This is a genomic window from Halobellus marinus, from assembly GCF_032113415.1.
Lineage (GTDB): Archaea > Halobacteriota > Halobacteria > Halobacteriales > Haloferacaceae > Haloquadratum > Haloquadratum marinus.
On sequence record NZ_CP134946.1, the window covers coordinates 637,273 to 655,227 of the forward strand.

Here is a 17,955-nt window from a genome sequence, read left to right on the forward strand (position 1 = left end):
AGGACTTTGCACCCGCCGGCCGAACCGTCGCATATGAGACACGACGAGTCGCGAGCGCTGTACGACCGGGCGCTGTCGGTGATCCCCGGCGGCGTCAACTCCTCAGTCCGGGCGACCCGCCCGTATCCCTTCTTCATCGAGCGCGGCGACGGCGCCCACGTCGTCGACGCGGACGGCAACCGCTATCTCGACTACGTGATGGGCTACGGCCCGCTCCTGTACGGCCACGACCCGCCGGAGCCGGTACGCGCGGCGATCCAGTCGTACGCCTCCGAGGGGCCGATGTACGGCGCTCCGACGGAAGTCGAGGTCGAACTCGCGGAGTTCGTCGCCCGCCACGTCCCCTCAGTGGAGATGACCCGTTTTGTCAACTCCGGGACGGAGGCGACCGTTTCGGCGGTCCGACTCGCCCGCGGCTACACCGGCCGCGAGAAGATCGTCGTGATGCAGGGCGGCTATCACGGCGCACAGGAGTCGACGCTCGTCGAGGGCGGTCCCGACGGCGCCGAACCGAGTTCGCCGGGGATCCCCTCCTCCTTCGCCGAACACACGATCCCGGTTCCGTTCAACGACAGCGAGGCGATCGAGGCGGTCTTCGCGGAGCACGGCGACGAGATCGCCGCCGTCCTGACGGAGCCGATTCTCGGCAACACCGGCATCGTCCACCCCGTCGACGGCTACCTCGAACGGCTCCGGGAACTGACCGCGGATCACGGCGCGCTCCTGATCTTCGACGAGGTCATCACGGGCTTCCGCGTCGGCGGCCTCCAGTGCGCCCAGGGGAAGTTCGGCGTCACGCCGGACGTGACGACGTTCGGCAAGATCGTCGGTGGCGGGTTCCCCGTCGGCGCGATCGGCGGCCGCGCTGCGATCATCGAGCAGTTCACGCCCTCGGGCGACGTCTTCCAGTCCGGCACCTTCTCCGGGCATCCCGTGACGATGGCGGCCGGCTACGAGTACCTCAAATACGCCGCCGAGAACGACGTCTACGAGCACGTCAACCGCCTCGCCGAACGCCTCCGGAAGGGCATCTCGGACATCCTCGAAGATCAGGCACCCGGCTACACGGTCGTCGGCACCGACTCGATGTTCAAGACGGTCTTTACGCGGGGCGGGACCGTCGGGGACGCCGGCGACGCCGAGGACAGCGACGTCTGTGCGGCTGGCTGCCGACAGCGGGAGTCGTGTTCGAAATACGACACCTGTCCGAAGACGGGCGCGGACGTCGCAAACGCCGAGACCGACCGCTGGGAGCGGATCTTCTGGCAGGAGATGAAAGAGCGCGGGATCTTCCTCACCGCGAACCAGTTCGAGTCGCAGTTCGTCTCCTACGCCCACACCGAGGAGGACGTCGAGGAGACGCTCGAAGCGTACAAGGAGACGCTGTAGCTCGCCGTCGACCGCCGACGCTGTAGCCCGCGATCGACCGCTGAGCTGTAGCCCGCGGGCGACCCCCGACGCGCGACTTTTTGTACGGTCACGGCGTAACCCGGGGTATGACGAGCCCTCCAGCCGACGACGTACAGCCGAACGGCGGTTCGCCGTCCGATCGCGACGATCGGGATCCCGACCGCGACGAGTCGGCGCGGCGGCACGACGCCGGCATTTCCGCCCGAGACACGTCGACAGCGAGCCGCGTCGACGACACCGTCGCAAGCGAGGATCCGGTGGCAGACGACCGCGAGACGGGACCGACCGCCGGGGCCTCGACGCCGGCGGTCGACGATCCGGTCGGCGACCTGCTGCCCCACGCGAGCGTCGATTCGCGGTGGTGGTACTGGATCGCGGCGATCCCGCTGTACGTCGTCCTCGGCGGGGTGCTCGCGGTTCTCTTCGTCGGCGCGTTCATCTTCGATCTGTTCCTGACCGGCGGCCTCGCCACCGTCTTCGGCGCGTTCATCGTCATCCCCCTGTTGGGCCTCGTCGGCCTCGTCCTGACGGTGCTGTTTCCGGTCGCGACGTACATCGACGCCCGTGCGATCGCCGAGTCGGATGCTGAGTGGACGCCCGATCCGCTGGTGTGGGGTCTCGCGGCGCTCGCGACGGTCGTGCTGAGCGCGTTTCTCCTGAGCGTCCTTCAGGCGTTATACTACCTGTATAGGCGACACGTCGCGGTCGGCACACCCTGACGTGCCGGGGGCCGAGTTCCCTCCCCGGCGACCGTGACCCACCCTGCCACTCCCCGCGCGGCGGAAGTAGTGGCCTTTTCACCCGTGGCCGCCGAGGACTCGATAATGACTACTCGCGGGACACTCAGGCTGGCGACGCGGGGCTCGGATCTGGCGCTCCGGCAGGCGACGAGCGTCCGCGACGCGCTCGCGGATCGCCGTTTCGAGGTCGACATCCTCGAAGTCGAGACGCGCGGCGACCGGATCAGAGACGAACTCATCCACCGACTCGGGAAGACCGGCGCCTTCGTGCGCGCGCTCGACGAGAAGGTGCTCGACGGCGACGCCGACGCCGCGGTCCACTCGATGAAGGATATGCCGACCGAGGGTCCCGAGGACCTCGTCGTCGCGGGCGTCCCAGAGCGCGAATCGGCGGCCGATCTGTTGCTCTCGCCCGACGGGACACCCCTGGAGAACCTCCCGAAGGGATCGGTCGTCGGAACGTCGTCGCTCCGCCGCAAGGCCCAACTCCTCGCGGCCCGGCCCGATCTGGAGGTCGTCCCCCTCCGCGGGAACGTCGACACGCGGGTCGAGAAGCTCCTCGCACCCGACCTGCAGGCCGAACACGAGCGACGCGTCGAGGCCGACCGCGACGAGACGGCGAACGCCGGCGAAGAGTCGGACGACGAGGCGGGTTCAGATGACGCCGCAGACGGTGACGACGCCGAGACCTTCGAGCAGTCGATCGAGGAGTGGTTCGACGGCCTCGCGGAGATCCAGCGGCGCGCGCTCGAACGCGACCTCGACACCGAGTACGACGCCATCGTCCTCGCGGAGGCGGGGCTCCGCCGCTCGGGGCTCCTGCACCACGTCGAGTACGCCCGCCTCGATCCGTCGACGTTCGTCCCCGCGCCCGGGCAGGGTGCCATCGCGGTCACGACCCACGACGGCAGCGAGGCGACCGAGCAGATCAGGTCGGTGGTCGATCACCCGCGGACGCGCGTGGAGACGACTGTCGAGCGCACGGTGCTTGCGACGCTCGGCGGCGGCTGCATCGCCCCGATCGGCGTCCACGCGAAACTGCAGGGCGAGCACGTTCACGTGACCGTTCGCGTCCTCTCGGGAGACGGCGAGGAGGAGGTGTCCGGGAGCCGCGACCTGCCAGTCGCGAACCACGCGGACGCGGCGGCGGAATTCGCCGAGTCGCTGGCCGAGCGCGGCGCCGACGACCTGATAGCCGCAGCCCGCGAAGCCGCGGAGGAGTGACGATGCGCGACGATGCTGACACGGCAGCCGATGGGGACGCCGCAGAGGTCGACGGAACCGGCACGGTCTATCTGGTCGGCAGCGGCCCCGGCGACCCGGAACTGCTGACGGTGAAGGCGCGGCGGCTCATCGACGACGCCGACGTCGTGCTCCACGACAAACTCCCGGGCCCGGAGATAATCGATTCGATCCCGGAAGCCAAACGCGAGGACGTCGGCAAGCGCGCCGGCGGGGAGTGGACGCCACAGGAGTACACGAACCGCCGCTTGGTCGAACTCGCCCGCGAGGGCAAGTCGGTCGTCCGGCTGAAGGGCGGCGACCCGTTCGTCTTCGGGCGCGGCGGCGAGGAGATGGAATACCTCGCGAGCGAAGGGATTCCCTTCGAGGTCGTCCCGGGGATCACCTCGGCGGTCGCCGGCCCCGGCACCGCGGGCATCCCGATCACGCACCGCGATCACGCGTCGTCGGTCTCCTTTGTGACGGGCCACGAGGACCCCACGAAAGACGAATCGGCGGTCGAGTGGGACGCGCTCGCGGCGACCGGCGGCACGATCGTCGTCCTGATGGGGGTCGGCAAACTGCCGGACTACACCGCGGCGCTCCGCGACGCCGGGATGGACCCCGACACGCCGGTCGCGCTCGTCGAACGCGCGACCTGGCCGGAGATGCGCGTCGCGACCGGAACGCTCGACGACATCGTCGACGTCCGCGACGAGGCAGGCATCGAACCGCCAGCGATCACTGTAATCGGCGAGGTGGCGGCGACGCGGGAGCGCGTCGTCGAGTTCCTCCGGAACCGGACTGGCGAGGAAAGCGAGGTGACCGACGCGTGACCCGCGAGGTCCGCGTGGCCGTCTTCCGGCCCGACGACGAGCGGATGGTCGACGCCGTGGAACTGCTGGAATCGCTCGGCGCGATCCCGGTCCCCGACCCGATGCTCGCCGTCGAACCGACGGGGAACGTGCCGGGCGACGGCGGAAGCGACACTGACGACGAAACCAACCCGGACGTCGTCGTCCTCACGAGCAAGACCGGCGTCGAACTCCTCGACGACGCGGGCTGGGGCCCGGGCGCCGCCACGCTCGCCTGTATCGGCCCCCGGACTGCGGCGGCGGCCCACGACGCTGGGTGGACGGTCGATCTCGTTCCCGCTGAGTACTCCTCGTCGGGACTCGTCGCGGCGCTCGAGGGCGGCGGTGGTTCGGAGACGAGATCGGCGGCCGCGGCCGACGTCCTTGCCGACGGCGTCGCGGGGCTGCGAGTCGAAGTCGCCCGGAGCGACCACGGCAGTGACGTCCTCCTTGATGGACTGCGCGAGGCTGGCGCCGACGTCCACGAGACCGTGCTCTACCGGCTCGTTCGCCCGGCGGGATCGGGCCAATCGACGGTGATGGCGGCCGGCGACGAACTCGACGCCGCCTGTTTCACCTCCTCGCTCACCGTCGAGAACTTCCTCGACGCCGCCGCGGAGCGCGGCGTTCGCGATGAAGCAATCGCCGGACTGAACCGCGCCGTCGTCGGGACGATCGGTGAACCGACACGCGAGACCGCCGAGAGCTACGGCATCCGGGTCGATGTCGTCCCGGAGGACGCCACCTTCGAGCAACTCGCGACAGCCGTCGTCGAGGCGGCGGCGCCGACGTACCGCGACTGACCGGTTCCGGGCACCGGTGGGACGGCGCCGTCCGTCGGAGACGACTCGACAGGATGAAGTCGAGATCCACCCGACCCGACGAACGTGTTGGACGACTGGCGGCCGGTCGGTCTCGTCGCTGGCTGGCAGACGGCGGCGAGCCTCTGTTATTACAGCATCTTCGCCGCGACGGGGTTCGTCCGCGAGACCTTCGCGCTCTCGGAGTCGCTCGTAGGTGTCTTCCTCACGGCCGCGCTGGTGGGCTACACGGTCGCGCTCTTCCCGAGCGGGGCGGCCGTCGACGGCTACGGCGAGCGGCCCGTGATGCTCGCCGGCCTGGTGGGACTTGCGGTCGCCACGGTTGCGGTCTCCTTTGCGCCCACGTACGCGACGGTGCTCGCGGCTGCGGCGCTCCTCGGCGCGGCGTATTCGACGGCGATGCCCGCCTCGAACCGCGGTATCGTCGCCGCCGCCCCGGCCGGTCGCACGAGTCTCGCGATGGGGCTCAAGCAGGTCGGCGTCACCACCGGGAGCGCGGCGGCATCGCTCGTCGTCACGGGCGTTGCAGCCGTGGCCGCGTGGCAGGTCGGCTTCTGGGCAATCTCGCTCCTGGCCGTGGGGTACACTGCCGTCTTCGCACTCCGGTACCGCGGCCGCCCCGGCACCGGTGACCTCTCGGTGCCCGATGTGCGCGGCCTGCTGGGGCAGCGCACGTACGTCGTCCTCGTCGCCGCGGGCTTTTTCGTCGGCGCATCGATCTTCACGATGCTCGGTTACGTCGTTCTCTACGTGCAGGACGCCGTCGGCGCGAGCGCCGCGGCCGGCGGGGTCGCGCTCGCACTCACGCAACTCACCGGAAGCGCCGCCCGAATCGGGGCCGGTGGCCTCGCGGATCGCCTCGGCGGCGCGCGCGGATCCGCGCTCGTCGCGCTCGGCCAACTCGGCCTCGGCGCGGCGCTGTTTGCTGGGGTCGCGGTCGCGCCGGGATCGCTCGCGGTCGCGTTCTTTCTCTTCGCCGGCCTCGGGGTGTCGATCCACGGCTCGACCGGCGTGTTCTACTCGTGTCTCACCGACCTCGTCGACGGCGACGAGGTGGGCGCGGCCACCGCCGGCGGCCAGACCGCGATCAACCTCGGCGGCGTGGTCACGCCCCCGGTGTTCGGCTACCTGGTGGAGATCGGCGGCTACGACGCCGCGTGGGGGCTGCTCGCCGTCGCCACCAGTGTCGGTGCTGCGCTCCTTTTCCTCGTCGTCCGGCGGATCTGAGCCGACCCGGCGTCCCCCCGGAGCGTGGGTTTAAATCCGAGAACGACCCACGCCCGGGTATGAGCGCGGACACGACGAACGCCGAGGGGCCCGTTCCCGAACTCCGGGAGCGCGCCGTCGCCTGCGCGGACCGGCTGCGAGCGGCCGATCGCGTCCTGCTCGCGTCGCACATCGACGCCGACGGGCTGACGAGCGCGGCGATCGCGGCGGCCGCACTCCAACGGGCGGAAATCCCGTTCGAGACCGTGTTCGCGAAACAGCTGGACGAAACGGAGGTGGCGCGCGTCGCCGCGACCGACTACGAGACGGTCCTTTTCACCGACTTCGGGAGCGGCCAGTTGGATGTGATCGCGCCGTATGCGGCCGACGGGGCGTTCACGCCGGTGATCGCCGATCACCACCAGCCCGCCGACCTCCCGGCGGACGTCGAGGAACCCACACACCACCTCAACCCGCTGCTCTTCGGCATCGACGGCGCATCGGAGCTTTCCGGGGCGGGAGCGAGTTACACCCTCGCCCGCGCGCTGGAAGGCCCTGACGGCGACAACCGCGACCTCGCGGGACTGGCAGTCGTCGGCGCGGTCGGTGATATGCAGGGCACCGACGGTGGCCTCTCGGGCGCGAACGAGGGCATCGTCGCAGAGGGCGTCGCCGCCGGGGTCGTCGAGGAGGCGACGGATCTGCTCGTCTACGGTCGGCAGACGCGTCCGCTCCCGAAGTTCCTCGAATACGCCACCGACGTCCGGATTCCGGGCATCACGAACGACGAGAACGGCGCAATCGAGTTCCTCTCCGGTCTCGACGTCGATCTGAAGGACGGCGGCGAGTGGCGCCGCTGGGTCGATCTGACGATGGCGGAGCGGCAGGCAGTCGTCAGCGGGCTGCTCCGGCGGGCGATTGCCTCCGGCGTGCCCGCAGACCGGATCGAGCGCCTCGTCGGAACCACGTACACGCTGTCCGACGAGAAGCCCGGCACGGAGCTCAGAGACGTCAGCGAGTTCTCGACGCTGCTTAACGCCACGGCCCGGTACGAGCGCGCCGATGTCGGCCTGGCTGTCTGTCTGGGCGACCGCGACGAGGCGCTCGAACGCGCGCGGACGCTCCTCCGGAACCACCGACGGAACCTCTCGGAGGGTCTGGAGTGGGTCAAAACCGAGGGGACGACGGTCGAGGACAACATCCAGTGGTTCGACGCCGGCACGCGTATCCGCGAGACCATCGTCGGCATCGTCGCCGGGATGGCCGTCGGCGCGTCCGGTGTCCGCGGCGACGTGCCGATCATCGCCTTCGCCGAGAAGTCCGACGAGGACGTGAAAGTCAGCGCCCGCGGGTCGCACGCGCTCGTCCGCCAGGGACTGGATCTCTCGGCTGTGATGCGCGAGGCCTCACGCGCGGTCGGCGGCGACGGCGGCGGCCACGATGTCGCGGCCGGTGCGACGATCCCGACCGGGAACCGGGAGGAGTTCGTCGCCGAGGCGGATCGACTCGTCGGCGAGCAGCTTTCGTGAAGCTCTGGGGATCCCTCGTGCGGAAATGAAGTGATTCTATATCGCGATATAAGATTTACACCTTGCTTTCTCCGCGTACAACGTCCCGAAAGCAAAATCCGTAGATGGACCGGAGAGCTTCTGAGCGAGATTTGGCGGTCGATCAATCTTCAGCGGTAGTCGCTTGGAAGGTCACGGTTCCTGACCTCTTTACCGATTCCTGGTCCCCCGAACCACCCCCATCCGGCCCGAGACGTGTCCTCGAGAGACGGAGGTCGCGATCTCGTAGTATACTGGTGCGAGTGTCACCTGCTTGCACCGAATCTGTTCCCGGAGTAGTATGTCACATACTAACAGTGGTCCCAAGCACCAGCCGCTCCCGCCCGATTCTGTATCGCTCCCGACATATCTCCGAGGACGGATCCAGGTCCACGACCAGTTTGTCCCCGAATCCCAGTCTCACGCCTCAAATCTCGCTTATAGGCCGGCAGTAAATCACATAACGGTATACAGAACGGCTCGGAGCCGGCTCACTCGTCGTACGTTCCGCCATCTAGATAGAACTGGATCCGATCCATCGTGGATTCGGCCACCTTGCGGAACTCGACGACGCGCTGGCCGTCCTCGCGGTAGTCAGCCTCGACGTCGATGGTCAGCGAATGCTCTCGCAGATAATCCAGGAGTGCGTCGATCTCCTCGCCCTCGCCGCGGACTCGATGGTGTTCGCCGACAGTTTCGCCGTCCTCGACCTCACGGATCGTCTCGACCGCCGGCAGCAGAATCGACTCGCCGAGGTCGTGGGCGCGCTCGCGGAGTCGTTCGTCGCTCTCGTCGAACTCGGCGGCTTGAAACGCCTCGCGGGTGATTCGCGAGAAGACGAAATCCCGGCCCAGATCGAACGGGAGTGCGAACGCGCTTTCGAGTTCGGCGTGGTGTTTCGACTCGGTCGTGTATTTGACCATCGCGTCGCTGTCGGGCGTCTTCATCACGACGCCCTCCCGGCCGTCCTCGTCGAGGTCCTCGATGGCGTCCCAGATTGCTTCCGTCGCTGTCGACGGTTCGTATCGACCGAAGAGCCGCGGTTGCTCGAACCCGTATCGGTCGCAGAGGTCGCGGCGCTCGTCGACCGGGAGCGGCGTGCCGGTCTCCCGGTCGCGGACGTCGAAGATCCGGATCGCGTGGGAGTCGACCTCGTCGTAGTCGTGGGTCGTGTACGGTGTCTCGGGGCCGATCAATTCGGCGCAGATCATCTTCTCGGGGTAGTCCGCGAAGAACGGCGGCAGGTCGAGCAGTTCGTTGACCCGCGCGGTGGTGTACGGGCAGACGTATCCCCCTCGGGTGAACGCCAGGGGTCGCCCGACGTCCGCGATGCGGACGTTGAACCCGTCGAGTTTCTCCTCGACGACGACCGTCTCGTCGGCATCGAAGAAGGATGTCACACCGGCATCCAGCGCGAGTACCCGCGGGATGCTCGGATACCCGCGGACGATGGCCTCGGTATCTTCGACGAGCACGGTCCCGCGTTCGACGCCGTGTCGGGCGTCGGGAAGTACGTAGTGGGTGTTCCCGTCGACGGTCCGCTGCTCGAAGTGCTCGAACAGCTCGTCGGGACTCGACGCCGTCGAGTCCAGCCGTCGGAAGTAGGCGCGTCCGTCCATAGGTAATCTCCGTGGGAGCAGGTGAAAAACGGCGGGGTCGGTAGGCTGGACCCCCACTCGGCCCGTGGAACGGAGTCGGTCTGGGACAAAGTTACAACACACCGTGTCACGAAATGCGAGTATGCCCGGTGACCTGCCACGGCAGCAGTTCGTGCTCGATACCTCGCTTTTCATCACCGAGGAGATCCGCCGGGACGACGAGTCGCTGTCGGCAGCCGTGCTTCGTCTCCTGGACCTCGTGGCGACCGCGCGGCTGGAACTCAACATCTCCTGTCACATGCCGCCCTCGATCCACGACGAACTCGCCACGATGCTCCGCGACCGCGACGTCGACGACGAGGTGTTCTCCCGGCTGGATACCTGGGTCGTCCGGAAGAGCCCGGACCGATACGGCGTCACGATTCCGGCGAACATCGTCTACGACTTCATCGACGAGATGAGCGACCGGGTCGACCGCGGACTGCGCGTCTCCGAGACCGCGCTCCGGGAGGTCGAACAACTCGACCCCGACGAACTCGCACAGGAGACCGATGGCGACGGGACCGAGGCGTATATGACCGAAGCTGACCAGATCCTCTCGAAAATGCGAGACAAGTATCGCCGGGCGCTCAGACAGGGCGTTCTCGACTCCCGGGAGGACTTCGATCTGCTCGTGCTCGCCCGTGAACTCGACGCGGGCGTCGTCACCGAGGACCGCGGAATCATCTCCTGGGCAGACGAATTCGGCCTTCGGTACGTTCGCGGCGGCCAGTTTCCGATCCTCCTGGAGGAGTATCTCCGCGCGACTGGCGTCGACGGCTACGCGCCCGAATAATCTCGCTCGAATCGGTAGTGTCTCACAAACTACCAAATCTCAATAATATTTTTTGCGAACCGCGGACAATTAGCAGATGGAATCGAGGTGAGCAGCAATGCCGCTCCCGACCGACACCACAAGCTCCTGGATGCAGGGGCTCGGATTCCCGTCCCGTGTCTTCGGCGAAGACGGTACAGACTACCAACTGTACGAGGAGGACGAAGAGTTCGTCCTCAGCGTCGAGATGCCGGGATTCAACCGCGACGAGATCGACCTCGCGTGGGACGACGGCGTGTTGAACATTGCTGCGGAACACGTCGATGAGGACCGCGGTCGGAAACGAACCTACCACCGACGGTTCCGCTTCCCGAAGGACATCGACGACGAGGCGATCGACGCGACGTACACGAACGGCGTCCTCGAAGTGACCCTCCCGCTGGAGGAGGGCGGCGCCACCCACGGCAAGACCATCCCGATCGAGAGCTAATCGCGATCGCCTTCGGAAAGCGGACCGAGTGCGGCCCTCGTTTTTTTTTCGAGTGTCGTCACGAATCGTCCCGACGTCCAGTCGCGGCCTCGTCCCGCGCTGGCGACGAACGGAAGCGCTCTTTTGAGACGAACCACTCAGTAGAGAGCGATGGCAGATTCGGTGCTGTTTCTCGTCGGTGTGGCGGTCGCCGTCTTCGTCGGCGTCAACATCGGCGGGTCGTCGACCGGGGTCGCCTTCGGCCCTGCGACCGGGAGCGGCGTCCTGTCGATGCGGACGGCGTCGTTGTTGATGGCAGCGTTCGTTCTCCTTGGCGGCTTCACAGTGGGGACGAACGTCGTCGACACGCTCGGCAGCGGCTTCGTCGCTCCGGAGTACTTCACGCTCGGCGCGTCGATCGGCGTCCTGCTCTTCATCGGCCTCGGGATCCTGCTCGGGAACGTCCTGAAAGTCTCGACCAGCACCAGCCAGACGGCGGTCGCCGCGGTCGTCGGGATGGGCGCGGCGCTCGGCGTCCTCAACTGGCAGACGGTGGGGATCGTCGTCATCTGGTGGCTGCTCTCGACGATCCTAGCCTTCTGGCTCTGTGCGTTCATCGGTCGCTATCTCTACGACTCCGTCGTCGAGACTCTCGATCTCGAATCGCGCGAGGGACGCCTCGGCGAACTGCTCGTGATCGGGATCGGCTGCTATATGGCGTTCTCTGCGGGCGCCTCGAACGTCGCAAACGCCGTCGCGCCCCTCGTCGGCTCGGGCCAGATCGGGATGTTCACCGGCGTCGCGGTCGGCGGTGTCGCCATCGGCGTCGGCGCGTTCGTGCTCGGCCCGCGGACGATGGAAACCGTCGGCGAGGACATCACGGATCTCTCCCTGGAGGCGTCGCTGATCGCCGAGACGGTCTCGGCCTCGATTCTCACTGGGCTGAGTTGGGCCGGGATCCCGGCCAGCCTCGCCGTCGTGCTGACTGCCTGTGTGATCGGGCTCGGCTGGGGCCGGGCGAGCCGCCGGGTGCCGCTCCAGCGTGTGATCCGCCCTGGATTCGCTGCCGATCGTGAGGGATCGACGTGGGCGGCCGATCAACTCGATCTCTTCGATCCGTCCGTCACGAAACGGATCGTGACTACGTGGATCGCGACACCGACCGTCGCGGGCGTCGTCGCCTTCGTCGCGTTCGAGGCGGCGACGTGGTTCCCCTTCGTGGCGTGAGAGCCCGCTGGAGGCGCCAAAACGTGCTCTCCCGGCGTCACAAATTTGGGATCGAATCTCGAAGCATCCGATGTGAGTATGAGCACACTGACCCGTCGCTTTCAGGGACGGCAGACGCAGTTCCACATCGAACTGATCTACGGTGCGCTCTTCGTCGTCGGGTTCGGCTACCTCGCGTTCCGCGTCGAACCCCGTGTCGCCGCCTTCGAGGGCGGACTCGTCGTCGGCTACCTGCTCCGTGTCTGGGAGAAGATGTCGATCTACGAGCGGATCCTCGAAGAAGCAGTCTCCCGGGAGGCCGAAACGCAGGTCGAAGCGGAGGTCGAAGAGCAGGTCGGCGACCGGGTCGAAGCGGAGGTGGACGAACAGGTCGAAGCAGAGGTCGGTGACCGCGTCGAAGAGACAGTTGCAGAAGAGGTCGAAGAGACGGTCGACGAACGGGTCGAGGAGACGGTTGCAGAAGAAGTCGAAGAGACCGTCGATGCACACGTCGAGGAGACGGTTGCAGAAGAAGTCGAAGAGACGGTGGCAGCGGAAGTCGAGGAGACGGTCGACGAACGGGTCGAAAAGCGGGTGGAGGCGGAAGTCGAAGAGCGGGTAGACGAAGGTGCCGACCGTGCTGGGGAATGATCGTCTCCTCATAATGATTACTCTCACTGTTTACCGCCGAGCGCCACCCCCGTTGGCGGCGCTCGGCGGTAAGAGAGGAGAGTAATCATTATCAGAGCCGCGTGCTGTCGCACGATTCGCAGGCCGACTCGCCGCCTCCCGTCACATCCACAGTAACTGCGCGTGCAGCGTCCCGTCGACGGACAGCACGCGGTCCTCGTCGACGATGCCCGCGTCGACGGCGACGCCGACGGCGCGTTCTCCGACGATGTTGGCGACGCTGGCGCGAGTGAGGCTGTCGACGACTGCCGCCTCGTCGGCGGATTCGGCCTCGTCGCCGCCGTAGAACGCCTCCGTCACTTCGAGTGAGACGTCGCCCTCGGTGTACGTTTCGCCGAGACACTCCGAATCGCAGACGGAGACGAGCAGTCCGTCCGGCGTCTGTCGTTCGCGGAGTAGCATCACCGGTCCTGTTGCTGTTCCAGCATCTCCTGTTCGCGCTCCTGTCGGAGTTCGTCGGCCTGCTGTTGGACCTCTTCGGCCTGCTCGTCCTCGCCGAGTTCCTCGAGCGCCATCGCTTTCTCTTCGAGGACGTCGGCGGTGCGCATCCCCAGGCGGATCGCGTTGTCGAAGGCGTTGACCGCCTCCTCGTCGAGGCCGCGCTCCCGGAGGAAGAAGCCGCGGTTGTACCACGCCTGCGGGAAGCGCGGATCGATCTCGACGGCGCGTTCGGCGTGATGCAGCGCGGCCTCCGTCTCCCCGGCGTTCCAGAGTGCGTACGCGAGGTTCGTCTCCGCGGAGGCGGCGTGCTCGGAGTCGTCGTCGATCCGAAGCGCCTCCCGGTAAGAACCGATCGCCTCGTCCCACTCTTCGAGTTCGGCGTGGGCGGCGCCTTTGTTCACCCACGCCTCCTGGGCTTCGATCGAGTCTTCGTCGGCGAAGCGCGCCGCGCGCTCGAACGTCTCGGTGGCCTCCTCGAAGCGGTTGATCTGCATGTACGAGAGCCCGACGTCGACGAGCCGTTCGACGTCGACCGAGTCCGAGTCGACGTTCCGGCGGTCGAGTTCGTCGGTGACGACCCGGCTGTCGACGGGGTCGACCTTCGTCGGATCGACCTTCAGTTCCGGCGGATCGAGTGTGAACTCCTCGTAGTCCTCGTCGAATCCCTGCCCCGAGGAGAACTCGTGGTCGTCGCGCTCGCCGTCTGTCATACACCGAAGTTGGGTATCGGCACGGTTAAGGACTACGTCACGGACGTGATTCGAGTGGTGCGGCCGCTGTGGACTCGGTCGGCGTGGATTGAACTGACTCGATCGGCGTGGGTTGAATTGGGTCGATCGGCGTGGATTGAATTGGGTCGATCGCGTACGCGGGCGTATGCGACTCTTCGTGAGCATCGACCTCCCGGAACAGCTCGCCGAGGCGGTCGCCGACGCACAGGAGCGCTTAGACGACGCCGCGGGACTCCGCTTTGTCGACCCCGAACAGGCGCATCTGACGCTCTTCTTCCTCGGGGACACGGATTCAGAACGGATCGACGAGATCGAGTCGGCGCTGGAACGCGCGGTCGCCGCCGCCGACGTCGACCCGTTCGAACTCGCCGTGGGCGGCTTCGGCGTCTTCCCGTCGCTGGACTACATCAGCGTCGTCTGGGCCGGCGTCCGGGAGGATCGGGGTGCTGCGGAGACGACGCGGCTCGCTGAGGCGGTCGAAGATGAACTGACCGCGCTGGGCTTCGAGGCCGACGACCACGAGTTCACGCCACACGTGACCATCGCCCGGATGGATGACGCCCGCGGGAAGGACCTCGTCCAGGAGGTGGTCCGCGAGACTGACCCTGATCTCGGCTCGTTCGCGGTCGATGCCATCCGGCTGAAGAAGAGCAAGCTGCGGAACGACGGGCCGGAGTACGAGACCGTCGCGACCGTGGAACTGTGAGCCGGCGAGTCGAGCCTCGGTCGAGTTTGGTGTCGGCGTCGCCGCTCGGCTTGGTTGAAGTCTGGCCTCGATACCGGCGTCTCGGAGGCGACGGGGCCGAAGGAACAAGATTTTATGCAGTCCCGGGAAAGAGACGGGTACTATGAGCAAGAAGTCGAAGGCGAAAAAGAAGCGGCTCGCCAAACTCGAAAAGCAGAACACGCGCGTCCCCGCCTGGGTGATGATGAAGACGAATATGGAAGTCACGCGGAACCCCAAGCGGCGCAACTGGCGGCGGAGTGACACGGACGAGTAACGATGAGCGCAAGCGACTTCGAGGAACGCGTCATCACGGTCCCGCTGCGTGACGTCGCCGCGGTCCCCGGCCACGAGCGCGCCGGGAAGGCGATGTCCATCATCCGAACGCATCTCGCGAAGCACTTCTCCGTCCCGGAGGACGCGGTGCGGCTCGACCCCTCGCTCAACGAGACGGTGTGGGCCCGCGGGCAGCAGCAGCCCCCGAGCAAACTCCGCGTTCGCGCCGCTCGCTTCGACGAGGACGGGGAGTCCATCGTCGAAGCGGAGCCGGCAGAGTAACGTGCTCCGCGCCTCCTTCGCCGGGTCGCCGTACGTCGGTGTGTTCGCCCGTGCGACGGATCACGTCCTCCTGGTTCGGTCCGACGCGGAGTCCGACGTCGTCGATTCGATGGCCGAGGAACTCGACGTCCCGGCCGTCCCGACCACCGTCGGCGGGTCCGGGACCGTCGGCGCGCTCGCGACCGGCAACGAGAACGGGATCCTCCTCACCAGCCGGACGACCGAACGGGAGAAGGAGGCGATCGCGTCGGCCGTCGACGTCCCCGTGACCGAACTACCCGGTCGCATCAACGCCGCCGGCAACGTCGTTCTCGCGAACGACTACGGCGCCTACGTCCACCCCGACCTCTCCGACGACGCCGTCGACGTCGTCGAGTCGGCGCTCGACGTCCCGGCCGAGCGCGGCGAACTCGCGGACGTCCGCACAGTCGGGACGGCGGCAGTCGCGACAAACGAGGGCGTGCTCTGTCACCCGAAGTCCCGCGAGCCCGAACTGGAGGCCATCGAGGCCCACCTCGACGTCCGCGCCGACATCGGGACCGTCAACTACGGCGCCCCGCTCGTCGGCTCCGGCCTGGTCGTCAACGAATCCGGGTACGTCGCCGGGCAGGACACCACCGGACCGGAACTGACCCGGATCGAAGACGCCCTCGGCTACCTGTAACGACGGACCGCCGCTTTTTCTCGCCGTGCTCCCGCGCCTCTCCGCGTCGACCGCGGCGTCGCCTGTGCCACGTCGCCTCGCCGACCGCGGCGTCGCCTGTGCCACGTCGCCCCGCCGATAGCGACGCTGCCGGTCTTCAGCGACCGTCTACGCTCCGGCAACGATCCGGACGCCTCGGGTCCCCGAGTAGGAAGATACTTCCCGTTCGCTCGGATAAGTCGGTGTATGAGTAAATACGCAGTGAGCGGCCGGTTCCAGAGCCGCGACGGGTTCAGCGAGTTCCAGACGACCGTCGAGGCGCCGAACGAGAACGTCGCCCACGAGCGCGTCTACGCGAACATCGGGAGTCAGCACGGTCTCAAGCGGACCCAGATCGAGATCGACGACGTCGCCGAAGCCGAAGAGGTGACCGCCGCATGATGGGTGGCGGACAGCAGCAACTCCAGCAGCTCTCGCAGGAACTGGAAGCGATCGACCAGGAGATCGAGGCGCTGGAAGCCGAGGTCGAGGCGTTCCGGACCGAACAGTCCGAGATCGACGAGGCGATCGAGGCGATCGAGACGCTCGACACCGGCTCGACGGTTCAGGTCCCGCTCGGCGGCGGCGCGTACGTCCGTGCGGAGATCCAGGACATCGACGAGGTCATCGTCGACCTCGGCGCCGACTTCGCCGCCGAGCAGCCGGCTGACGCCGCGATCGAGGCGCTCCGAACGAAGCAGGACGCGCTCGACGACCGCATCGAAGAGGTCCAGGCGGACATCGAAGAGCTCGAATCCGAGAGTTCAGAACTCGAACAGCAGGCCCAGCAGATGCAACAGCAGATGCAGCAACAGCAGATGCAGCAGATGCAGCAGCAGGAAGGCGACGAGTAACGTGGTCGGCGCCGAGCGCTGCGGCGTCGTGCTGACACCGACCCGAGAGCGGCAGACACTATGTTCGACGGACTGAAAAAGAAACTCGACAGCTTCCGCGAGGACGTCGAGGAGACGGCCGAAGCGAAGGGCGAAGCGGAAGCTGACGCGCCGACGCCGGGCGAGGATAGCGCCGACGCGACAGACACGGAGAACCGGGCCCGCGCCGGCGCGCGGGATGCCGAAGAGCAGGACGCACCGGCCCCCTCCGCGGACGCCGACGGGATAGCGGCCACACCGGACGCCGACGAGACGTCGGGCTCCGGTGGGCGCGAGGACACGGCGGCTGGAGCCGACGCGACGGCGTCGGACCGCACAGCGACCGCCACGGACGAGGAAGCCCCGGGCGACGCCGAGCCCGGAACAGGAATCGCCGCTGACGAGGCCGCTGAGGCGCTCGAAGCGTCCGAGGAGGACGACGAGTCGGGCCCCGGTCGGCTCAAGCGCGCTGCGGCGTTCGCCACCGGGAAGGTGATCATCGAGGAGGAAGACCTGGAGGACCCGCTGTGGGAACTTGAGATGGCGTTGCTCGAAAGCGACGTCGAGATGCAGGTCGCCGAAGAGATCCTCGACACCGTCCGCGAGAAGATGATCGGCGAGACGCGCGCCCAGGTCGAGACGACCGGCGAACTCGTCCAGGAAGCGTTGCACGATGCGCTCTACGAGGTCATCAGCATCGGACAGTTCGACTTCGACGCCCGCGTCGCCGAGGCCGAGAAGCCGGTCACGATCGTCTTCACCGGCGTCAACGGCGTCGGGAAGACCACGAGTATCGCCAAACTCGCCCGCTACTTCGAGGAGCGCGGCCTGTCGGTCGTGCTCGCGAACGGCGACACCTACCGCGCCGGCGCCAACGAACAGATCCGCGAGCACGCCGAAAACCTCGACACGAAACTCATCAGCCACGAGCAGGGCGGCGACCCGGCGGCGGTGCTCTACGACGCCGTGGAGTACGCCGAAGCGAACGACATCGACGTCGTGCTCGGCGACACCGCGGGTCGGCTCCACACCTCGAATGACCTGATGGCCCAACTGGAGAAGATCGACCGCGTCGTCGACCCCGATATGACGCTTTTCGTCGACGAGGCGGTCGCCGGCCAGGACGCCGTCGAGCGCGCGAAGACGTTCAACGACGCCGCCGAGATCGACGGCGCGGTCCTCACGAAGGCCGACGCCGACTCCAACGGCGGCGCCGCGATCTCGATCGCGTACGTCACGGGCAAGCCGATCCTCTTTCTCGGTGTCGGGCAGGGCTACGACGACATCGAGCGGTTCGACCCCGAGCGGATGGTCGACCGGCTGGTCGGCGAGAAGTAGATCGTCTCGGCCCGCAGAAAAAGGCTTTACCCG

21 protein-coding genes are annotated in these 17,955 nt (G+C 67.3%); 18 read left to right on the plus strand and 3 right to left on the minus strand.

Annotation, left to right across the window (positions count from 1 at the left end):
- Positions 1 to 33: 33 nt before the first annotated feature.
- From hemL to recJ, 7 genes are all read left to right on the plus strand, one after another.
- Positions 34 to 1,389, plus strand: a complete 1,356-nt coding sequence (gene hemL, locus RJT37_RS03230) for a glutamate-1-semialdehyde 2,1-aminomutase (RefSeq protein ID WP_313687753.1) — start codon at positions 34 to 36, stop codon at positions 1,387 to 1,389.
- Between the two features lie 107 nt (positions 1,390 to 1,496).
- Entirely contained in the window at positions 1,497 to 2,129 is a 633-nt protein-coding gene (locus RJT37_RS03235; protein WP_313687755.1) for a hypothetical protein, read from the plus strand.
- 105 nt (positions 2,130 to 2,234) lie between these two features.
- Complete coding sequence (gene hemC / locus RJT37_RS03240) at positions 2,235 to 3,374, plus strand: hydroxymethylbilane synthase (protein WP_313687757.1); 1,140 nt, start codon at positions 2,235 to 2,237, stop codon at positions 3,372 to 3,374.
- A gap of 2 nt (positions 3,375 to 3,376) precedes the next feature.
- Positions 3,377 to 4,207 (plus strand): uroporphyrinogen-III C-methyltransferase, encoded by an 831-nt coding sequence (gene cobA / locus RJT37_RS03245; RefSeq protein ID WP_313687759.1) that lies wholly within the window; start codon positions 3,377 to 3,379, stop codon positions 4,205 to 4,207.
- The gene (locus RJT37_RS03250) at positions 4,204 to 5,028 is read left to right on the plus strand and encodes a uroporphyrinogen-III synthase (RefSeq protein ID WP_313687761.1); all 825 of its coding nucleotides are present in this window, start codon (positions 4,204 to 4,206) and stop codon (positions 5,026 to 5,028) included. The genes cobA and RJT37_RS03250 overlap by 4 nt, the downstream gene beginning before the upstream one ends.
- 84 nt (positions 5,029 to 5,112) lie before the next feature.
- Entirely contained in the window at positions 5,113 to 6,273 is a 1,161-nt protein-coding gene (locus RJT37_RS03255; protein ID WP_313687763.1) for an MFS transporter, read from the plus strand.
- A 59-nt stretch (positions 6,274 to 6,332) separates the two neighbouring features.
- A complete protein-coding gene (gene recJ, locus RJT37_RS03260) occupies positions 6,333 to 7,781 on the plus strand; it encodes a RecJ family nuclease (RefSeq protein ID WP_313687765.1) in 1,449 nt (482 codons plus the stop codon).
- A gap of 509 nt (positions 7,782 to 8,290) precedes the next feature.
- Here the strand turns inward: recJ and RJT37_RS03265 are convergent.
- The gene (locus RJT37_RS03265) at positions 8,291 to 9,418 is read right to left on the minus strand and encodes an RNA ligase (RefSeq protein ID WP_313687767.1); all 1,128 of its coding nucleotides are present in this window, start codon (positions 9,416 to 9,418) and stop codon (positions 8,291 to 8,293) included.
- Positions 9,419 to 9,539: 121 nt separating this feature from the next.
- Here RJT37_RS03265 and RJT37_RS03270 point away from each other — a divergent pair, with 121 nt between their 5' ends.
- The 4 genes from RJT37_RS03270 (at position 9,540) to RJT37_RS03285 (ending at position 12,537) form a co-directional block, all read left to right on the plus strand.
- The gene (locus tag RJT37_RS03270) at positions 9,540 to 10,232 is read left to right on the plus strand and encodes an RNA ligase partner protein (protein WP_313687769.1); all 693 of its coding nucleotides are present in this window, start codon (positions 9,540 to 9,542) and stop codon (positions 10,230 to 10,232) included.
- 97 nt (positions 10,233 to 10,329) lie between these two features.
- Positions 10,330 to 10,701, plus strand: a complete 372-nt coding sequence (locus tag RJT37_RS03275; RefSeq protein WP_313687771.1) for an Hsp20/alpha crystallin family protein — start codon at positions 10,330 to 10,332, stop codon at positions 10,699 to 10,701.
- Between the two features lie 150 nt (positions 10,702 to 10,851).
- Positions 10,852 to 11,907, plus strand: coding sequence for an inorganic phosphate transporter (locus RJT37_RS03280; protein ID WP_313687773.1), 1,056 nt, complete (start codon positions 10,852 to 10,854; stop codon positions 11,905 to 11,907).
- Between the two features lie 78 nt (positions 11,908 to 11,985).
- Positions 11,986 to 12,537: a hypothetical protein gene (locus tag RJT37_RS03285; RefSeq protein WP_313687775.1), complete on the plus strand. Its 552-nt coding sequence runs from the start codon at positions 11,986 to 11,988 to the stop codon at positions 12,535 to 12,537.
- 141 nt (positions 12,538 to 12,678) lie between these two features.
- Here the strand turns inward: RJT37_RS03285 and RJT37_RS03290 are convergent, their stop codons facing one another.
- Both RJT37_RS03290 and RJT37_RS03295 read right to left on the minus strand, forming a co-directional pair.
- Complete coding sequence (locus RJT37_RS03290) at positions 12,679 to 12,978, minus strand: DUF424 domain-containing protein (protein ID WP_313687777.1); 300 nt, start codon at positions 12,976 to 12,978, stop codon at positions 12,679 to 12,681.
- On the minus strand, positions 12,978 to 13,727 hold the full coding sequence (locus tag RJT37_RS03295) for a tetratricopeptide repeat protein (RefSeq protein ID WP_313687779.1): 750 nt from the start codon (positions 13,725 to 13,727) through the stop codon (positions 12,978 to 12,980). Before RJT37_RS03295 ends, RJT37_RS03290 begins: the two co-directional genes overlap by 1 nt.
- 166 nt (positions 13,728 to 13,893) lie before the next feature.
- Between RJT37_RS03295 and thpR the strand changes: the two genes are divergently transcribed.
- From thpR to ftsY, 7 genes are all read left to right on the plus strand, one after another.
- On the plus strand, positions 13,894 to 14,454 hold the full coding sequence (gene thpR / locus RJT37_RS03300) for an RNA 2',3'-cyclic phosphodiesterase (protein WP_313687781.1): 561 nt from the start codon (positions 13,894 to 13,896) through the stop codon (positions 14,452 to 14,454).
- Positions 14,455 to 14,596: 142 nt separating this feature from the next.
- On the plus strand, positions 14,597 to 14,749 hold the full coding sequence (locus RJT37_RS03305) for a 50S ribosomal protein L39e (RefSeq protein WP_311170293.1): 153 nt from the start codon (positions 14,597 to 14,599) through the stop codon (positions 14,747 to 14,749).
- A 2-nt stretch (positions 14,750 to 14,751) separates the two neighbouring features.
- Entirely contained in the window at positions 14,752 to 15,030 is a 279-nt protein-coding gene (locus RJT37_RS03310) for a 50S ribosomal protein L31e (RefSeq protein ID WP_313687783.1), read from the plus strand.
- Between the two features lies 1 nt (position 15,031).
- Positions 15,032 to 15,694, plus strand: coding sequence for a translation initiation factor IF-6 (locus tag RJT37_RS03315; RefSeq protein WP_313687785.1), 663 nt, complete (start codon positions 15,032 to 15,034; stop codon positions 15,692 to 15,694).
- A gap of 225 nt (positions 15,695 to 15,919) precedes the next feature.
- Positions 15,920 to 16,114, plus strand: coding sequence for a 50S ribosomal protein L18Ae (gene rpl18a / locus RJT37_RS03320; protein ID WP_313687787.1), 195 nt, complete (start codon positions 15,920 to 15,922; stop codon positions 16,112 to 16,114).
- A complete protein-coding gene (gene pfdA, locus RJT37_RS03325; RefSeq protein WP_313687789.1) occupies positions 16,114 to 16,566 on the plus strand; it encodes a prefoldin subunit alpha in 453 nt (150 codons plus the stop codon). The genes rpl18a and pfdA overlap by 1 nt, the downstream gene beginning before the upstream one ends.
- A 60-nt stretch (positions 16,567 to 16,626) precedes the next feature.
- Positions 16,627 to 17,922 (plus strand): signal recognition particle-docking protein FtsY, encoded by a 1,296-nt coding sequence (ftsY, locus tag RJT37_RS03330; RefSeq protein ID WP_313687791.1) that lies wholly within the window; start codon positions 16,627 to 16,629, stop codon positions 17,920 to 17,922.
- Positions 17,923 to 17,955: the final 33 nt, after the last annotated feature.

Coding starts and splice junctions, on each gene's coding strand:
- recJ (WP_313687765.1), top strand. CDS start 6,333: ATGAGCGCGGACACGACGAACGCCGAGGGGCCCGTTCCCGAACTCCGG.
- RJT37_RS03310 (WP_313687783.1), top strand. CDS start 14,752: ATGAGCGCAAGCGACTTCGAGGAACGCGTCATCACGGTCCCGCTGCGT.
- RJT37_RS03295 (WP_313687779.1), bottom strand. CDS start 13,727: ATGACAGACGGCGAGCGCGACGACCACGAGTTCTCCTCGGGGCAGGGA.
- rpl18a (WP_313687787.1), top strand. CDS start 15,920: ATGAGTAAATACGCAGTGAGCGGCCGGTTCCAGAGCCGCGACGGGTTC.
- RJT37_RS03305 (WP_311170293.1), top strand. CDS start 14,597: ATGAGCAAGAAGTCGAAGGCGAAAAAGAAGCGGCTCGCCAAACTCGAA.
- ftsY (WP_313687791.1), top strand. CDS start 16,627: ATGTTCGACGGACTGAAAAAGAAACTCGACAGCTTCCGCGAGGACGTC.
- pfdA (WP_313687789.1), top strand. CDS start 16,114: ATGGGTGGCGGACAGCAGCAACTCCAGCAGCTCTCGCAGGAACTGGAA.
- thpR (WP_313687781.1), top strand. CDS start 13,894: ATGCGACTCTTCGTGAGCATCGACCTCCCGGAACAGCTCGCCGAGGCG.
- RJT37_RS03280 (WP_313687773.1), top strand. CDS start 10,852: ATGGCAGATTCGGTGCTGTTTCTCGTCGGTGTGGCGGTCGCCGTCTTC.
- hemL (WP_313687753.1), top strand. CDS start 34: ATGAGACACGACGAGTCGCGAGCGCTGTACGACCGGGCGCTGTCGGTG.
- hemC (WP_313687757.1), top strand. CDS start 2,235: ATGACTACTCGCGGGACACTCAGGCTGGCGACGCGGGGCTCGGATCTG.
- RJT37_RS03275 (WP_313687771.1), top strand. CDS start 10,330: ATGCCGCTCCCGACCGACACCACAAGCTCCTGGATGCAGGGGCTCGGA.
- cobA (WP_313687759.1), top strand. CDS start 3,377: ATGCGCGACGATGCTGACACGGCAGCCGATGGGGACGCCGCAGAGGTC.
- RJT37_RS03270 (WP_313687769.1), top strand. CDS start 9,540: ATGCCCGGTGACCTGCCACGGCAGCAGTTCGTGCTCGATACCTCGCTT.
- RJT37_RS03265 (WP_313687767.1), bottom strand. CDS start 9,418: ATGGACGGACGCGCCTACTTCCGACGGCTGGACTCGACGGCGTCGAGT.
- RJT37_RS03290 (WP_313687777.1), bottom strand. CDS start 12,978: ATGCTACTCCGCGAACGACAGACGCCGGACGGACTGCTCGTCTCCGTC.
- RJT37_RS03235 (WP_313687755.1), top strand. CDS start 1,497: ATGACGAGCCCTCCAGCCGACGACGTACAGCCGAACGGCGGTTCGCCG.
- RJT37_RS03285 (WP_313687775.1), top strand. CDS start 11,986: ATGAGCACACTGACCCGTCGCTTTCAGGGACGGCAGACGCAGTTCCAC.